This is a genomic window from Corynebacterium sp. KPL1986, assembly GCF_000477975.1.
Taxonomy (GTDB): domain Bacteria; phylum Actinomycetota; class Actinomycetes; order Mycobacteriales; family Mycobacteriaceae; genus Corynebacterium; species Corynebacterium accolens.
On record NZ_KI515719.1, the window covers coordinates 1,001,322 to 1,017,475 of the forward strand.

The window sequence follows — 16,154 nt, forward strand, 5'->3', positions numbered from 1 at the left end:
GGTCGCCGACACTACTGAATCAAGTAGATAACGGTGAACACACCGATCCACACAACGTCAACGAAGTGCCAGTAGTAGGACACTGCCATCGCGGCGGTAGCCTGTGCCGGCGTGAATTTAGACTTAGCGATACGCGCCAGGATGATTGCAAAAGAAATCAAACCGGCGGTTACGTGCGCAGCGTGGAAGCCGGTGATGATGTAGAACACCGAACCAAAGACGCTGGACTGTACCGTCACGCCTGCGTGAATCAACTCAGCCCACTCAAACGCCATGATGCCCAGGAAGACAACACCCAATACCAGCGTGATGGTGTACCAGAGTCGAAGCTTGTAAACGTCACCCCTTTCTGCGGCAAACACGCCGAACTGCGAGGTCACGGAGGAAGAAATCAACACTGCAGTAATGAGAAAGCCCATTGGCAGGTTGATATGGGCAGTGTGCTCTGCCCAATCGCCTTCCTGGCCGTTCGCTCGCGAGGTGAACCACATCGCGAACAGTCCGGCAAAGAACATCAATTCCTGAGACAGGAACACGATGGTGCCCACGCTGACCATATTGGGTCGGTTCAGCGAGGCAACACGTGGTGCTGTCATACCTTGGTTAGAAACTACGCTCGTCACAATGGTAATTATGGCCGTTCTGGATCCTAAAGTCACTTCAATTCCCCCCGCTTTCTCTATTCGGATTTCACCAAATTGCCAGCTACCAATAAGGAAACGAACGAGATCCGTCAACAATAAATAGCTGGGAACTTTTTGTATTCTTATCCGACGAGACATCAACGCAGGTGACACACTTAAACTCCGGCTATAGCCGCAATTCCTCCGACTCGACCTAGCCGATGCACGATGATCTAGCCTTCGTCCGCAACCGGTTTCGGCAAGTTTCTTAGAGAGATAAATCACACGGTGGTTTTCGGGGAAAATGGCCCATTTGCAACTTTCGGTTGACCCCCGCAGAAATAGCCGTTTACGTGCTGGGATGCGCTTTTGCTGCCCACTTAAAACCTGGACGCAACCCCTCTCCCCCTTCTCAAAAAAATTTAGGAACCGCGGGAACTTTACCCGTCGATTTCCGACGCAGATCGCCAAAGCCCTCCCCACCGAGGAATGGTGAGGAGGGCTGAGAAGTTTAGGCAGTGGCTGCGACTAGATAGTTTCTAGTGCTTTTCCTTAGGCAGACCGTATTGCAAGGACAGGCCGGTGCAGGCAGCAATCAAGCACACGGCGCCCAAGGCGATGAGCCAGTAGTACAGGAAGATGACGCCCAGGCCCAAGAAGCCGATGGCACCGGCCATGGCCAGCGGCCAGATGGAGCTTGGAGAGAAGAAGCCCAAGATACCAGCGGAGTCTTCGGTCTCTGCTTCTTCCCAGTCTTCCGGCAGAACGTCGCTGCGGTTATCGGTGAAGTGCAGGTAGCCGCCCAGCATGAGGCAGAGCACGACGGAGAGGAACATGCCCACGATGCCAACCCACTCGGCACCGTAGAGGTAACCATCATCCTTCACGAGGGTGACGCCAAAGATATAAACAATCAGCGAGACGAAAAGGTAGGTCGCGATTGAGTAAAAGACTTTCGATGTAGCACGCATTGTGTAATGTCCTTATCTCTTATGCCGCGGTCTTAACGTAGTTGTCACCATCGGCGGTGTCGCGCTCGCCGGAGAACGGGTGGGTGGTAACTGCGTACGGATCCTGGCCGATTTCCTTCAACGCCTCGGCGTTGGTGGCGTTCGGGTTCTTCTCGCGGAAGTCCATGTAGGCATTGAAGTCCTCTGGGGACACAACGCGAATCTCGAAGTTCATCATGGAGTGGTAGGTACCGCACATCTCAGCACAGCGGCCAACAAAGGCACCTTGCTTATCAATCGATTCGATCTGGAAGCTGCGCTCCTGGGCGTTGGCCTCAGGGTGCGCGTATACGTCGCGCTTGAACAAGAACTCCGGTACCCAGAACGCGTGAGAAACGTCAGCGGAAGCCAGACGGAACTCGATGGCGGTATCGGAAGGAAGTACCAGAACCGGAACCTCTTCGGTGGAGCCTACGGTCTCAATCTTGTTGTAGTTGAGGTAGGAAAGGTCACCCTTGGACTTACCGTGAATTGGGTTGGGGTTGTCCACACCCTCAGGGTCATGGGCGGTCTTTTCTGCTTCAGCCTGACGCGCTTCGTCCGCACCGTTGTAGTTCTCACCGTTGACGCGGTTCTCGGCGTAGCCGAACTTCCAGTTCCACTGGAATGCTGTGACGTCAACGGTGACCTTTGGATCCTTATCCAATGCGGTGACCTTCTGCTGGGTCTGCACCGTGAAGAAGAACAAGGTCATGATGATCAGGATTGGAACGATGGTCAGCACCATCTCCAATGGCACGTTGTACTGCGTCTGGCGCGGGAATTCACCCTTGCCATCGCGCTTTGCCTTCTTCGCGCTCCAGCGGAAGATCGCAGTAAGGAAAAGGCCCCACATTACGAAGCCGACGATCCAAGCTGCAACCCAGACCCAGATCCAGAAGTTATACATTGCTTCTGCCTCAGGGGTAACACCCTTTGGCCAACCGAATCCCAGGAGGTTCTCTACAGCAGTTGGCGCCTGAACGTCACAACCAGCCAGGGCGAGACCGCCTAGGGCAAGTGCGCCAGCTACGCCCGCCTTACGGGCGAAGGTGCGCTTATTACGCTGTCCCACGTGTGTTCTGCCTTTCTGTCCACACAAACTTCTCGAATACTCACAGAGCACCCTTACCCAATCAGAATAATGGATAAATGCTTGGTTCCCAGCCTTTTTGAAGCTTAAAAGGAGACCCAGGGCGCTCAATTTATATCCACGAATCAGTAGGTTACCGCCCCACCTGCACAATGTTCCAACCGTACCCCCAGTCTGCACCTTTGCCATGTGCCTTAACTCACAGGGAACAATTCCGGCCATCATCCGAAAGTTCGCACCCTTACGGGGAAGCTGAATTTAAGCTTTTCCGCAGCTTCTTCCAAGCCGTGGCGCTTTCTGGTTTCCACCCCATGCACCGTAAAGTAGGACACCGAGCACTAGTCGCTTAATTAAAAGGAGCTATCTTTACATGTGCGGACTTCTTGGCATGCTCGCGGCCACCGGTGACGTGGACAAATATGTCGACGCGCTGGAGCGGTCGCTTCCTTGCATGCACCACCGCGGACCGGACGCAGCCGGTACTTGGCATGATGGCGACGCCGCCTTCGGCTTTAACCGCCTGTCCATTATCGACCTGGAACATTCCCACCAGCCCCTGCGCTGGGGCCCTGAGGATGAACCAGAGCGGTATGCCCTTACCTTTAACGGCGAGATCTACAACTACGTTGAGCTCCGCGAAGAACTCAAGGCCTTGGGCTATACCTTCTATACGGAAGGCGATGGCGAACCCATTGCGGTGGGCTACCACCACTGGGGCAAGGATGTCGTCGAGCACCTCCGCGGCATGTTTGGCATCGTCATTTGGGATACCAAGACCAAGACCATGTTTGCCGCGCGCGACCAGTTTGGCATCAAGCCGCTTTACTATGCCACTACGGACGCCGGCACGGTCTTTGCCTCCGAGATGAAGTGCATCCTGGACATGGCCGAGGACATTGGTCTAGAACTCAACCTTGACCGCCGCGCCATCGAGCACTACGTCGACCTGCAATACGTGCCGGAACCGGAATCTTTGCACGCCAATATTCGCCGCGTGGAATCCGGCTGCACGGTGACCTTGAAGCCGGGTGACGAGGTCGTATCCGAGCGCTACTTCATGCCGCGTTTTCCGGTCCAGCAGGTTCCAGAAGGCGAAGAACAACAGCTCTTTGACCGGATTGCAGAAGCGCTGGAGGATTCCGTCGCTAAGCACATGCGTGCCGATGTCACCGTGGGTTCCTTCCTGTCTGGCGGCATCGACTCCACCGCCATCGCTACCCTGGCCAAGCGCCATAACCCGGATCTGCTGACGTTTACCACTGGTTTCGAGCGCGAAGGCTATTCCGAGGTGGACGTGGCCGCAGAATCGGCGGCAGCTATCGGCGTAGAGCACATCGTCAAGATCGTCTCGCCGGAAGAATATGCTGAGTCGATCCCTAAGATCATGTGGTACCTGGATAATCCGGTGGCCGATCCTTCCCTCGTACCGCTCTTCTTCGTGGCCCAAGAGGCCCGCAAGCACGTCAAGGTGGTCCTCTCCGGTGAGGGCGCCGACGAGCTCTTCGGCGGCTACACCATCTATAAGGAACCGCTGTCCCTCGCGCCATTTGAGAAGATCCCCTCTCCCCTGCGCCAGGGCCTGGGCAAGCTCTCCCGCGTACTGCCTGATGGCATGAAGGGCAAGTCCCTACTTAACCGCGGCTCCATGACCATGGAGGAGCGATACTACGGCAATGCGCGGTCCTTTAACTTTGAGCAGATGCAGCGCGTTATCCCATGGGCCAAGCGCGAATGGGATCACCGCGAGGTCACCGCACCCATCTATGCGCAATCGGAAGACTTTGACCCGGTAGCCCGCATGCAGCACCTTGATCTGTTTACCTGGATGCGCGGTGACATTTTGGTCAAAGCCGATAAGATCAACATGGCCAACTCCTTGGAGCTGCGCGTGCCATTCCTGGATAAGGAAGTATTCAAGGTCGCAGAATCCATTCCGCACGATCTGAAGATTTCCCACGGCACCACCAAGTATGCCCTGCGTAAGGCCATGGAGCAGATCGTTCCCGCGCACGTCCTCAACCGCAAGAAGCTGGGCTTTCCTGTACCCATGCGCCACTGGCTGGCTGGCGACGAGCTCTACGGCTGGGCACAAGACACCATCAACGATTCCCAGACGGAGGACATCTTCAATAAGAAGGAAGTTCTGGAGATGCTCAAGGAGCACCGCGATGGCGTTTCCGATCACTCTCGCCGCCTGTGGACCGTGCTGTCCTTTATGATCTGGCACGGTATCTTTGTGGAAAAGCGCATCGACCCGCAGATCGAGCAGCGCGAGTACCCGGTCAAGCTTTAAGCCGCACTGGGTAAAGCTCCACGCAGAGCTTTAAAGACATAAAAAGAGGGTGAGCGCCGCGAAGCACTCACCCTTTTTCTTTATCCTTCTGTTTAGTTGAAGGAATCGCCACACGCGCAGGAGCCGGTGGCATTCGGGTTATCGATGGTAAATCCCTGGGACTCGATGGTGTCAGCAAAGTCGATCTTGGCGCCGGTAAGGTACGGCACGGACATCTTGTCCACGACGAGCTTGATGCCACCCACCTCGTCGACCTTGTCGCCATCAAGGCTGCGGTCATCGAAGTAGAGCTGGTAGCGCAGGCCAGCGCAGCCGCCGGGCTGTACTGCGATGCGCAGGGAGAGATCGTCGCGGCCTTCCTGATCAAGCAGGCCCTTTGCCTTTGCGGCTGCGGCCTCGGTCAGAATGACGCCGGTTTCGGAAACTGGAGCGGTCATCACTTCTCCTCAAATGTGTCTTGGTTGCGTAGCCACTACCCTACCCGCATCTACAAGGAGGGAAAAGGTAGCCCATAGTAATAACAACGCCGTGGGCGGGCCTATTCCCCTCTTGGGGTCGAAACCTTGTAGTCTGATCAGCGTGAAACTTCCGTGGCAAAAAGATGACAAGACCTCCCCTGAACCCGCTCCCGTGCAGGAAGAAGTTCAGGAAGAAACCCACCGCAAGGGGTATACCCCGCCGAAGGGTCGTCCCACGCCAAAGCGCCAGGAACAAGAAATCGCGCGCGGCGTGAAGCGCGATCCACATGGGGTATCCGATGCGCAGCGCTATAAGCGCCGCAAGGAACTCAAAAAGTCCATGAGCAAGGACGAGTGGAAAGAATATAAAAAACAGGAGCGCAAGGAGCGCAACCAGCGCAATCGCGAAAGCCAGGAGCGCATGGCCGAAGGCGATCCGCGCTTCCTCCCAGCCCGCGATCAGGGCGAAGAGCGCGCCTACGTGCGCGATTGGATCGATGCCCGCCGCACGCTTTCGGAATGGGTAATGCCGATGGCGCTTGCCCTTATCGTCGTGGTCTTTGTGACTTATGCGGCCCCCAGCATCGCCGGCCTCATCAATGCGATTGCTATGGTGGTCATCCTCATCTTCGCCATCGACGGCATCTGGCTGGGCCGCCGTGCTAATAATGCGGTTCGCAAGAAGTTCCCCGGCACCACCGCCACCGGCTTTGGACTGGGATTCTACGCATTTTCCCGCGCCAGCCAGCCCCGCAAGTGGCGCATTCCTCGCCCGCGCGTCGAGCGCGGTGCCGACGTTTAAGGAAGCACGCTCATGGCTGATTCCCCGCAGCTTTATCCCTACGGCAGGCTAAGCGATGCCGCACAGTGGCTCGCCGCCTGCCAAGATCGATCCCCCGCTTCCGAGCCACAGCGGGTGCGGGCCGTAATTTTCGCCGAGGACGGTGAAGGGATCCCCCAGGCCACGGAGACCGCGGCGCGGCGGGTCGGGGCCAGCATTATTTCTGTCACGGTGACGGATTGCTCCACGGCCTATGACTTAGGCGTGCAGGCGGCGGATGCGGAAATCGATGGCGGTGCGGATCTGCTCATTCCGGGCGGCATCGACACCACGCAGGTTGCCGCGGCCGCCATGGGGGTGATGGCGCAGGAGGAGCCGGTGGTGGTCGTCGGCAAGCAGCCGAGCGTCGAGGACTGGAAGGCCGAGGTTGCGGCCATTCGCGATTCCATGTTTCGGATGCGCGGCCTGACTGGGCGGGAGCTCATAAAGGCCTGTGGCTCCCCCGTATTGGCCGCGCTGGTGGGATTTATATCCCAGGCGGCTAGGCGTCGCACGCCCCTGCTTGTCGATGCCCCCTTGACCGCCACCGCCGCCGCATGCGCCGCTACCGACACGCGGATCCACGACTGGCTTCTTGCCACCAATATCGCGCCGCAGCCGGCTCACCGGCTGGCTTTAAAGAAGCTGCGGCTAGAGCCCCTGCTGGATTTACAGATGGAACCGGTACCGGCACTCGGCGCCTTGGCTGCCCTACCCCTATTATTGCTAGGCGTAGAAGTTACTGCGGACACAACGCAGGCAGAGGCCTAACTGCGCGGCGCAGGTCCGCCTCACGCCGCGTTTCACTGTGGCGTGCTAGACCAAAGTGTGCAACCAGCCGTGGGCATCATCCACGGCGCCGCGCTGGATACCGGTTAGGCGCTCGCGCAAAGCCATGGAAACCTCGCCGGCCTCATTATTATTGACGCTGAAATCGGTGTCCTCACCAAGCACGCGTCCCACCGGCGTGATGACGGCGGCGGTACCGCAGGCAAAGGCCTCGGTCATCTCGCCCGATTCCACATCGCGCTGCCATTCTTCGGCGGTGATGCGCCGCTCGGTTACCTTGTAGCCCATGTCTTCGGCGACCTGCAGCAGGGATTGGCGGGTAATGCCGGGCAGCAGAGATCCGGAAAGGGCTGGGGTGACAATCTCGGCGTCGCTGCCGGTGCCGTAGACGAACATGAGGTTCATCCCGCCCATTTCCTCGATATACCGGCGTTCGATGGCATCCAGCCAGACCACTTGATCGCAGCCCTTTTCTTCGGCTTGTGCTTGCGCTAACAAGGAACCGGCGTAATTGCCGGCGAATTTCGCGGCACCGGTTCCGCCCGGCGCGGAGCGGACAAAGTCGGTAGATAACCACACCGAAACAGGCTTGATGCCGCCGCTGAAATACGCACCGGCGGGCGAGGCCAAGAGGATGAAGCGATACGCATTGGCCGGGTGCACGCCCAGCGATACCTCGGTCGAAATCATAAAGGGTCGCAGGTAGAGCGATGCTTCCCCGCCTGCCTCTGGAACCCAGCTCTTATCGATGTCCACCAGCTGGCGCAGCGCCTCGATGAACTCTTCTTGCGGTAGCTCGGGCATCGCCAAGCGCTGCGCCGAATTGATAAAACGCTGCGCGTTTTGCTCGGGGCGGAAGGTAACGATGGAATCATCGGGCTGCCGGTAGGCCTTAATGCCCTCGAAGACGGCCTGGCCGTAGTGGAAGACGTTGCTCGCTGGATCCATCGTCAGCGGGCCGTAGGGGCGGACCTGCGCGTCGTGCCAGCCCTTGTCCGTGGACCAATCGATGGTAACCATGTGGTCCGTAAAGTGCTGGCCAAAGCCGGGATTGGCCAGGATTTTATCTAAATCTGCTGCCGCCGTTGGTTGATTCGTACGGGTGATCGTGTAATCAAGCATGCCCACAATCTACTCCTTTTATCTATAGCCGGGTAGGAATATGTTCACTCTAGCGCGGTATCATGGGCAGAAGTTTCATTAGTACCAATTAAAAAGGAGGACTTTATGTCTCAGCACACTGGACCCGCACGTGGGGCATTTCCGGAGCTTAAGCTAGAAAAGAAGGCCCCGAAGAACGCGCAGGCCCTACTCATCGCCGCATTTAAGGGCGAGGAGGGCATTGAGCTTCCGGGCACCTCGCTGCTCAAGTCGGCCGCGCTGCGCGAAGCATACGAGTCCCTTATCGCCGTGGGAGCAACCGGCAAGGCCAATGAGGTCACCCGCATCCCAGCGCCTAAGAAGGCAGAGGTCGATTCCATCATCGCCGTCGGCCTTGGCGATGCCGAGGACCTCGATGCAGAAACCTTGCGCCGCGCCGCCGGCAGCGCCGCACGCTCGATTTCCAAGGTGGAAGAGGTAGCCACTTCCTTGGGCGATTTCGGAATCGCTCCCACGGTAGAAGGCCTCATCTTGGGCGGCTACAAATTCCAGGGGCTGCGCTCTAAGCCTGGCAAGGATTCCGAGCAGCCAGCCGCCTTTACCGTGGTGGCAGAAAAGTCCGCCCGCGAGGAGTTCGAGGCGGCCAAGATCACCGCGGAGTCCGTGGTGATTGCCCGCGACCTGGTCAATACCCCGTCCAACCTGCTGTACCCGGAGTCTTATGCAGACTTCCTCTCCGCCCAGGCTAAAGAAGTTGGCCTCGAGGTGGAAATCCTGGATGAAAAGGCGCTGCAGAAGCAGGGCTTTGGCGGCATTACCGCCGTTGGCCGCGGTTCCGCTCGCCCGCCGCGCCTGGTGCGCCTGAGCTGGAACCCGAAGAAGGCGAAGAAGCACGTGGCGCTCGTGGGCAAGGGCATCACCTTCGATACCGGCGGCATTTCCTTGAAGCCGGGTTCTGGCATGTGGGACATGATTTCCGATATGGGCGGTTCCGCCGCCATGGCCGCCTCCATCATCGCTGCGGCCAAGCTCAACCTGCCGGTGAAGATCACCGCTACCCTGCCGCTGGCAGAAAACATGCCGGGCGATAACGCCACCCGCCCGGGCGATGTCATCACCCACTACGGCGGCATTACCTCTGAGGTTCTCAATACTGATGCGGAGGGCCGCCTCGTGCTTGCCGATGCCATCGCGCGCGCCAGCGAGGATAAGCCCGACTTCCTCATCGAAACCGCCACGCTAACCGGCGCCCAGATGGTCGCCTTGGGCGGGCGCACCGCCGGCGTCATGGGTTCGGAGGACTTCCGCGACCGCATGGCTGGCATCGGCCGTGAAGTGGGCGAAAATGCGTGGGCCATGCCACTATTGGAAGAGCACGATGAATCCGTGAAATCCGCCAGCGCCGATATCCGCAATATCAACGCCAAGCGCGAAGGCGGCATGGAATACGCCGGTACTTACCTGAAGCACTTCGTGGGCGAGGGCATCGAATGGGCACATATCGATGTCGCCGGGCCTTCCTTCAATACCACCGGCGCCTATGGATATACGCCAAAGATGGGTACGGGCGTTCCTACCCGCACCGTCATCGCTGCTCTGCGCGAGATTGCTGAATCAAAGTAATACCCCGCACAGCCGCCTGGGCATAAAATAGCGGAGTTATGAACACTGCTTTAATCATCGTTGACGTCCAACACGACTTTTGCCCAGGCGGCGCGCTTGGCACCGATCGCGGCAACGAGGTTGCAGAGAAGATCTCTTCTTTGCAGACCGAGTATGACACCGTCGTTGCCACGCAGGACTGGCACATCGATCCGGGTTCCCACTTTGCTGAGGACCCGGATTTTGTCGATTCCTGGCCGGTGCACTGCGTCGCCGATTCCTATGGCGCCCAGATGCACGAGGCCATCGGGCCTGCGCAAGCATATTTCCGCAAGGGCGAATACACCGCCGCGTACTCCGGCTTTGAGGGCGCAGCACACGGCGTATTGCTGGCGGAGTGGCTGCGCGAGCACGATATCGACGCGGTGGATATCGTCGGCATTGCCACGGATCACTGCGTGCAGGCAACCGCGGCGGATGCTTTAAAGGAAGGCTTTTCCGTCCGCGTCTTAAGCGAGTATTGCTCTCCTGTTGATCCAGATCGCGGGGATGCCGCCCTAGCGAAGTTAGGAAAGGCCGGCGCCACCATCGTCTAGGCCGATTAACTTAAGTCCTGCCCCGAATCAGGGTTTTCGCCGCGCTCAAAGCGGGCGCGGCGAAGGCGCTGTTCTTCCCTTTTACGCAAGATGCGTTGGCGTTCCATGCGCTCGCGCATGCGTTGGGGGTACCCGGTTTCTTCGACATCAAAAACGTCGCATTGCAACAGTTTTCCTACCGCGTCAATCCCCTTCGGCCCGCCGATGCGCCGGCGAATAAACTCACCCTTTTCATCCACAACGACCACGGACATTTCATTGACCACGGTCTCTGGCTCGATAAATGCCTCAATAAATGCCTTATCGGCGGCCCACATTTTGAGCTCTTGTTCATCTTCTGGGCGGATAGTTTCTCCCGGACCGCGGGGCGGTCGCAGTGGCGATCGGGACTTATTGCGGCGGAAGAGGTTGAACATAACCCACTAGTTTACCCGCATGGAGGGTATTACTAACCCCACTACTGCACGATGACGGGCATCACGCTGTAAGATTGTGCGGTAGCGATAGAATACTTCCAACTTTTCGAGGAGTCTTAAAACTCATGGCGAACTCCGTTGAGATGCCCGAGCTGGGCGAGTCCGTAACCGAAGGCACCATTACCCAGTGGCTTAAGTCCGTCGGCGACACCGTCGAGGTGGACGAGCCTTTGCTCGAGGTCTCCACCGACAAGGTCGACACCGAAATCCCCTCCCCCGTTGCAGGCACCATCCTAGAAATCAAGGCCGAAGAAGACGACACCATCGAGGTCGGCGAGGTGATCGCCGTCATCGGTGATGAAGACGAGGCTGGCTCCTCGTCCGATGACTCTGATGACTCCGACGACGACAAGTCTGAGGACAAGGAAGAATCCACGTCCGAGGAGAAGGAAGACAAGGACGAGAAGAAGTCTGGCTCTAGCTCCAAGGCTTCTGGCGAGGCCACCGATGTGGAGATGCCAGAACTCGGCGAATCCGTCACCGAGGGCACCATTACCCAGTGGCTCAAGTCCGTCGGCGACACCGTCGAGGTAGACGAACCACTACTCGAGGTCTCCACCGACAAGGTCGACACTGAAATTCCGTCCCCGGTTGCCGGCACCCTGGTAGAAATCCTCGCCGAAGAAGACGAAACCATCGAGGTCGGCGAAGCAATCGCCCGCGTCGGCGACGAAAACGCCGCACCATCCTCCGACGACTCCGACGACGACAAGTCCGAAGACAAGGAAGAAACCAAGTCCGAGGACAAGAAGGAAGAGTCCAAGTCTGACTCCTCCGCTAAGTCCTCCGGTGAGACCACCGATGTCGAAATGCCCGAGCTCGGCGAATCCGTCACCGAGGGCACCATCACCCAGTGGCTCAAGTCCGTCGGCGACACCGTCGAGGTAGACGAACCACTACTCGAGGTCTCCACCGACAAGGTCGACACCGAAATTCCTTCCCCCGTTGCCGGCACCCTGGTAGAAATCCTCGCCGAAGAAGACGAAACCATCGAGGTCGGCGAAGCAATCGCCCGCGTCGGCGACGAAAACGCCGCACCATCCTCCGACGACTCCGACGACGACAAGTCCGAAGACAAGGAAGAAACCAAGTCCGAGGACAAGAAGGAAGAGTCCAAGTCTGACGAGAAGAAGGAAGACAAGGGCGAGCCTGCCAAGGAGGAGAAGAAGGAAGAGCCGAAGCAGGATTCTTCCCTGAACACCTCCGCCAAGGTCAACAACGGCGATAACGTTCCATACGTCACCCCGTTGGTGCGCAAGCTGGCTGATAAGCACGGCGTGGACCTCAACTCCATTGAGGGCACCGGCGTAGGCGGACGCATCCGCAAGCAAGACGTCCTGGCCGCTGCTGGCGAGGGCGATGCGAAGGCATCGGCAGGCGACGATAAGAAGACTGCTGACTCCCCACGCGCACGCTGGTCCACCAAGTCCGTGGATCCGGAAAAGCAGGAGCTTATCGGCACCACCAAGAAGGTCAACCGTATCCGCGAAATCACCGCTACCAAGATGGTGGAAGCGCTGCAGATTTCCGCACAGCTTACCCACGTGCAGGAAGTCGACATGACTCCTATCTGGGATATGCGCAAGAAGAGCAAGCAGGCGTTCATTGATAAGTACGGCGCCAACCTGTCCTTCCTGCCGTTCATTGTGAAGGCCACCACGGAGGCTCTGGTTTCCCACCCGAACGTGAACGCCTCCTATGACCCAGAGACCAAGGAGATGACCTACCACGAGGATGTCAACGTCGCCATTGCCGTAGACACCCCGAAGGGTCTGCTCACCCCGGTCATCCACAAGGCACAGGACCTGTCCTTGCCGGAAATCGCGCAGCAGATTGCAGAGCTGGCTGATAAGGCCCGCAATAACAAGCTGAAGCCGAATGACCTGACCGGTGCGACCTTCACCGTGACCAATATCGGTTCCGAGGGCGCCCTGCTCGATACCCCGATCCTGGTTCCGCCACAGGCCGGAATCCTGGGTACCGCGGCTATCCAGAAGCGCGCCGTCGTGGTCAACGAGAACGGCCAGGACGCCATCGCCATCCGCCAGATGTGCTTCCTGCCATTCACCTACGACCACCAGGTCATCGATGGTGCAGACGCTGGTCGCTTCATCACCACCATCAAGGACCGCCTGGAGACTGCAGACTTCGAGGCTGACCTCGATATCTAAAAGCAGTTAGCTAACTGGCATACCTCCCACTCCTTCAACGCGAAGGGGGCGGGAGGTTTTGTCATGCCTGGGGTACTCCGCGGGGGTGTAGCGGGAGAACTTCCGGCACAAATATCAGAGGAGTTTTATCCCGGCACTACAGGACATATTTCACTAAGTGGGAGGTAAGCGGGCTACAACACATTTTCATCGGTGAGTTACTGCATAAAAGTTTGTCAAGGGCGCTGTTTTTACCGGTTATTAAACATATACTTAGGGGCGGTTAAGACCATTGCACCCGATGAAGGAGACCTCACAGATGGATTACATCTCCCGCCACCTAGGGCCGGATTCTGCCGAGCAGTCCGCCATGCTCGGGACGGTGGGCTACGACAGCGTGCAAGCGCTTGTCGATGCCGCCATTCCACCCAAGATCCGCGCTAAGGAACTTCCCCACCTGCCAGAAGCGCTCTCTGAAGACGGGGCACAGGCCGCTTTGCGGGAGTTCGCCAATCAAAACACGGTGCTGAAGCCCTTCTATGGCCAGGGCTACTCGGATACCCTGACCCCGGCCGTCATCCGCCGCGGCCTGCTTGAGGATGCCGGCTGGTATACCGCGTACACCCCGTACCAGCCCGAGATTTCCCAGGGCCGCTTGGAGGCCTTGCTCAACTTCCAGACCATGATCGAGTCTTTGACGGGGCTGCCCATCGCGAATGCTTCCTTGTTGGATGAGGCTTCCGCTACAGCCGAGGCCGTCGGTCTGATGTCGCGCGCGGTAAAGAAGGGCCGCCGCGTCGTGCTGGACTCCCGCCTCCACCCGCAGGTGCTTACCGTTGCCGCTGAGCGCGCCCGCGCCATTGACCTCGAAGTAGAGATCGTGGACGTGCGCGAGGGCTTGGTGGGTGAAGACCTCATCGGTGCCGTCATCGCCTACACCGGCACCGAAGGCGAAATTTTCGATCCCTCTGCCCTGATTGAAGAGCTGCACACCCGCGGCGCGTTGGCCTCCGTGGTCACTGACCCGCTGTCCCTGCTGCTTCTGGAAGGCCCCGGCAACTTGGGTGCCGATATCGTCTTGGGCTCGTCCCAGCGCTTTGGTGTTCCCCTCTTCTTCGGCGGCCCGCACGCTGCCTACATGGCGGTAACGGATAAGCTCAAGCGCCAGATGCCAGGCCGCATCGTCGGCGTCTCCAAGGATGCAGATGGCCGCCCGGCCTACCGCTTGGCGCTGCAGACCCGCGAGCAGCACATCCGCCGCGAGCGCGCGACCTCCAATATCTGTACCGCTCAGGCCCTTTTGGCCAATGTGGCCTCGATGTACGCCGTCTACCACGGGCCGAAGGGCCTGAAGGACATCGCCGAGCGTGTGCACGGCTTGGCCTCCTCCTTCGCTCAGTCCATCGTGGATGCCGGACTGGAGATTACGACACGGGACTTCTTCGATACCGTCACCGTCGCCGGTGTCGACGCGCAGAAGATTAAGGCCGACCTGCAGGATGCGGGCTACTTGGTGCGCGCAATTGGCACCGACAAGGTATCCGTATCCTTCGGTGAATCCGCTACGGCCCGCGATGTCGCGCACCTAGCAGAGGCCTTCGGCGCCAGCCCGGCTGAGGCGAACTTTGAGCTGCCGGAGAACCTGCAGCGCGCCGAGGAGCCGCTGGAGCACGAGATTTTCCACTCCATTCATTCAGAGACCCAGATGCTGCGCTACCTGCGCAAGCTCGCGGACAAGGACTTGGCGCTGGACCGCTCCATGATTCCGCTGGGTTCGTGCACCATGAAGCTCAACCCCACCGCGGCCATGGAGCCGATCTCCTGGCCAGAATTCGCCGGCATCCACCCGTATGCCCCGGAAGAGACCACGACGGGCTGGCGCGCATTGGTGGAAGAGATCGAAGGCTGGCTCGCCGAGCTTACCGGCTATGCCAAGGTCTCCATCCAGCCCAATGCCGGATCCCAGGGCGAGTTGGCGGGTCTATTGGCCATTCGCCGCTACCACGTGGCCAATGGCGATAATGAGCGCGATGTCGTGCTCATTCCGGCCTCCGCGCACGGCACCAACGCCGCCTCTGCGACCCTGGCAAACCTGCGCGTCGCCGTGGTCAAGACCGCCGAGGACGGCTCCATTGACGTCGCGGACTTGGAAGAAAAGATCGAAAAGCACGGCAACCACATCGCCGGCATCATGGTCACCTACCCCTCCACTCACGGCGTCTTCGACCCCGAGGTGCGCGATGTGTGCGATAAGGTGCACGCGGTCGGCGGCCAGGTCTACATCGATGGCGCCAACATGAACGCGCTGACCGGCTGGGCTCGCCCGGGCGATTTCGGCGGCGATGTTTCCCACCTCAACCTGCACAAGACCTTCACCATTCCCCACGGTGGCGGCGGCCCGGGCGTTGGCCCGGTAGCGGTGGCAGAGCACCTCATCCCGTTCCTGCCCAGCGATGCCGCGTCCCCTGAGCTGGACGCCACCGCGGAAACCCCGGTAGGCCAGGGTGTTCCCATTACCGGCAGCAAGTACGGCTCCGCCGGCGTCCTGCCCATTTCGTGGGCTTACCTGGCCATGACCGGTGCCGAGGGCCTTGCCGCCGCATCCGGCCACGCCGTATTGGGCGCAAACTACCTGGCGGCCTCGCTCAACGAGTACTTCCCTGTCCTCTACACCGGCAACGAGGGCTTGGTGGCGCACGAGTGCATCATCGATTTGCGCGAGCTTACCGATGCCTCCGGGGTCACCGCCGCCGATGTGGCCAAGCGCCTCATCGACTTCGGCTTCCATGCCCCCACCCTGGCCTTCCCCGTGGCCGGCACCTTGATGATTGAGCCCACCGAGTCTGAAGACAAGGGCGAGCTGGATCGCTTCGTCGAAGCCATGCGCACCATCCGCGCCGAAATCCAGGAGATCATCGACGGTGAGGTGGCCTATGAGGACTCCGTCATCCACCACGCACCGTTTACGGCTGAGTCGGTGGCTACCGATAACTGGGAGTACTCCTTCGGCCGCGACAAGGCCGCGTGGCCGGTGAAGTCCCTATTGCATAGCTACAAGTATTTCCCACCGGTTCGCCGCCTCGATGAGGCTTACGGCGACCGCAACCTGGTGTGCAGCTGCCCGCCGCCAGAAGCATTCGAGATCGACGATTCCGAGGAGTAAC

Annotated in this window: 13 protein-coding genes; 7 read left to right on the top strand and 6 right to left on the bottom strand. The window is 59.1% G+C overall.

The window, feature by feature from the left end; all coding sequences use genetic code 11:
• Window positions 1-11: 11 nt before the first annotated feature.
• The 3 genes from HMPREF1287_RS04650 to HMPREF1287_RS04660 all read right to left on the bottom strand — a co-directional run bounded on the left by HMPREF1287_RS04650 (window position 12) and on the right by HMPREF1287_RS04660 (window position 2,687).
• Window positions 12-596 carry a heme-copper oxidase subunit III gene (locus HMPREF1287_RS04650; protein ID WP_197719670.1) on the bottom strand — a complete coding sequence of 195 codons (585 nt, stop codon included), beginning with the start codon at window positions 594-596 and terminating at the stop codon, window positions 12-14.
• 566 nt (window positions 597-1,162) lie between these two features.
• Complete coding sequence (locus HMPREF1287_RS04655; protein ID WP_005278348.1) at window positions 1,163-1,594, bottom strand: cytochrome c oxidase subunit 4; 432 nt, start codon at window positions 1,592-1,594, stop codon at window positions 1,163-1,165.
• Window positions 1,595-1,613: 19 nt separating this feature from the next.
• On the bottom strand, window positions 1,614-2,687 hold the full coding sequence (locus HMPREF1287_RS04660; RefSeq protein ID WP_005278347.1) for a cytochrome c oxidase subunit II: 1,074 nt from the start codon (window positions 2,685-2,687) through the stop codon (window positions 1,614-1,616).
• A gap of 388 nt (window positions 2,688-3,075) precedes the next feature.
• Here HMPREF1287_RS04660 and asnB point away from each other — a divergent pair, with 388 nt between their 5' ends.
• Complete coding sequence (gene asnB, locus HMPREF1287_RS04665) at window positions 3,076-4,998, top strand: asparagine synthase (glutamine-hydrolyzing) (RefSeq protein ID WP_023017212.1); 1,923 nt, start codon at window positions 3,076-3,078, stop codon at window positions 4,996-4,998.
• 92 nt (window positions 4,999-5,090) lie between these two features.
• Here asnB and HMPREF1287_RS04670 read toward each other — a convergent pair whose 3' ends face one another.
• Window positions 5,091-5,435 carry an iron-sulfur cluster assembly accessory protein gene (locus tag HMPREF1287_RS04670; protein ID WP_005283948.1) on the bottom strand — a complete coding sequence of 115 codons (345 nt, stop codon included), beginning with the start codon at window positions 5,433-5,435 and terminating at the stop codon, window positions 5,091-5,093.
• Between the two features lie 142 nt (window positions 5,436-5,577).
• Here HMPREF1287_RS04670 and HMPREF1287_RS04675 point away from each other — a divergent pair, with 142 nt between their 5' ends.
• Window positions 5,578-6,258 carry a DUF3043 domain-containing protein gene (locus tag HMPREF1287_RS04675; protein ID WP_005278343.1) on the top strand — a complete coding sequence of 227 codons (681 nt, stop codon included), beginning with the start codon at window positions 5,578-5,580 and terminating at the stop codon, window positions 6,256-6,258.
• Window positions 6,259-6,270: 12 nt separating this feature from the next.
• On the top strand, window positions 6,271-7,047 hold the full coding sequence (locus HMPREF1287_RS04680; protein WP_023017210.1) for a nicotinate-nucleotide--dimethylbenzimidazole phosphoribosyltransferase: 777 nt from the start codon (window positions 6,271-6,273) through the stop codon (window positions 7,045-7,047).
• A gap of 45 nt (window positions 7,048-7,092) precedes the next feature.
• Here HMPREF1287_RS04680 and HMPREF1287_RS04685 read toward each other — a convergent pair whose 3' ends face one another.
• Complete coding sequence (locus HMPREF1287_RS04685; RefSeq protein WP_005278339.1) at window positions 7,093-8,187, bottom strand: branched-chain amino acid aminotransferase; 1,095 nt, start codon at window positions 8,185-8,187, stop codon at window positions 7,093-7,095.
• A 105-nt stretch (window positions 8,188-8,292) separates the two neighbouring features.
• Here HMPREF1287_RS04685 and HMPREF1287_RS04690 point away from each other — a divergent pair, with 105 nt between their 5' ends.
• Window positions 8,293-9,789 carry a leucyl aminopeptidase gene (locus tag HMPREF1287_RS04690; RefSeq protein ID WP_023017208.1) on the top strand — a complete coding sequence of 499 codons (1,497 nt, stop codon included), beginning with the start codon at window positions 8,293-8,295 and terminating at the stop codon, window positions 9,787-9,789.
• 38 nt (window positions 9,790-9,827) lie between these two features.
• Window positions 9,828-10,364 (top strand): isochorismatase family protein, encoded by a 537-nt coding sequence (locus HMPREF1287_RS04695; protein WP_023017207.1) that lies wholly within the window; start codon window positions 9,828-9,830, stop codon window positions 10,362-10,364.
• Between the two features lie 5 nt (window positions 10,365-10,369).
• Here the strand turns inward: HMPREF1287_RS04695 and HMPREF1287_RS04700 are convergent, their stop codons facing one another.
• Entirely contained in the window at window positions 10,370-10,780 is a 411-nt protein-coding gene (locus tag HMPREF1287_RS04700; protein WP_005283964.1) for a hypothetical protein, read from the bottom strand.
• Between the two features lie 125 nt (window positions 10,781-10,905).
• Between HMPREF1287_RS04700 and sucB the strand changes: the two genes are divergently transcribed.
• Window positions 10,906-13,011 carry a 2-oxoglutarate dehydrogenase, E2 component, dihydrolipoamide succinyltransferase gene (sucB, locus tag HMPREF1287_RS04705; RefSeq protein ID WP_023018191.1) on the top strand — a complete coding sequence of 702 codons (2,106 nt, stop codon included), beginning with the start codon at window positions 10,906-10,908 and terminating at the stop codon, window positions 13,009-13,011.
• A gap of 298 nt (window positions 13,012-13,309) precedes the next feature.
• Window positions 13,310-16,153 carry an aminomethyl-transferring glycine dehydrogenase gene (gene gcvP / locus HMPREF1287_RS04710; protein ID WP_023017204.1) on the top strand — a complete coding sequence of 948 codons (2,844 nt, stop codon included), beginning with the start codon at window positions 13,310-13,312 and terminating at the stop codon, window positions 16,151-16,153.
• The last annotated feature ends 1 nt before the right edge of the window (window position 16,154 follow it).

Excerpts from the sequence above, each read along its gene's own strand:
- HMPREF1287_RS04690 (WP_023017208.1), top strand. The coding sequence starts at position 8,293 with ATGTCTCAGCACACTGGACCCGCACGTGGGGCATTTCCGGAGCTTAAG.
- HMPREF1287_RS04685 (WP_005278339.1), bottom strand. The coding sequence starts at position 8,187 with ATGCTTGATTACACGATCACCCGTACGAATCAACCAACGGCGGCAGCA.
- HMPREF1287_RS04670 (WP_005283948.1), bottom strand. The coding sequence starts at position 5,435 with ATGACCGCTCCAGTTTCCGAAACCGGCGTCATTCTGACCGAGGCCGCA.
- HMPREF1287_RS04650 (WP_197719670.1), bottom strand. The coding sequence starts at position 596 with ATGACAGCACCACGTGTTGCCTCGCTGAACCGACCCAATATGGTCAGC.
- asnB (WP_023017212.1), top strand. The coding sequence starts at position 3,076 with ATGTGCGGACTTCTTGGCATGCTCGCGGCCACCGGTGACGTGGACAAA.
- HMPREF1287_RS04680 (WP_023017210.1), top strand. The coding sequence starts at position 6,271 with ATGGCTGATTCCCCGCAGCTTTATCCCTACGGCAGGCTAAGCGATGCC.
- sucB (WP_023018191.1), top strand. The coding sequence starts at position 10,906 with ATGGCGAACTCCGTTGAGATGCCCGAGCTGGGCGAGTCCGTAACCGAA.
- HMPREF1287_RS04655 (WP_005278348.1), bottom strand. The coding sequence starts at position 1,594 with ATGCGTGCTACATCGAAAGTCTTTTACTCAATCGCGACCTACCTTTTC.
- HMPREF1287_RS04700 (WP_005283964.1), bottom strand. The coding sequence starts at position 10,780 with ATGTTCAACCTCTTCCGCCGCAATAAGTCCCGATCGCCACTGCGACCG.
- HMPREF1287_RS04695 (WP_023017207.1), top strand. The coding sequence starts at position 9,828 with ATGAACACTGCTTTAATCATCGTTGACGTCCAACACGACTTTTGCCCA.
- gcvP (WP_023017204.1), top strand. The coding sequence starts at position 13,310 with ATGGATTACATCTCCCGCCACCTAGGGCCGGATTCTGCCGAGCAGTCC.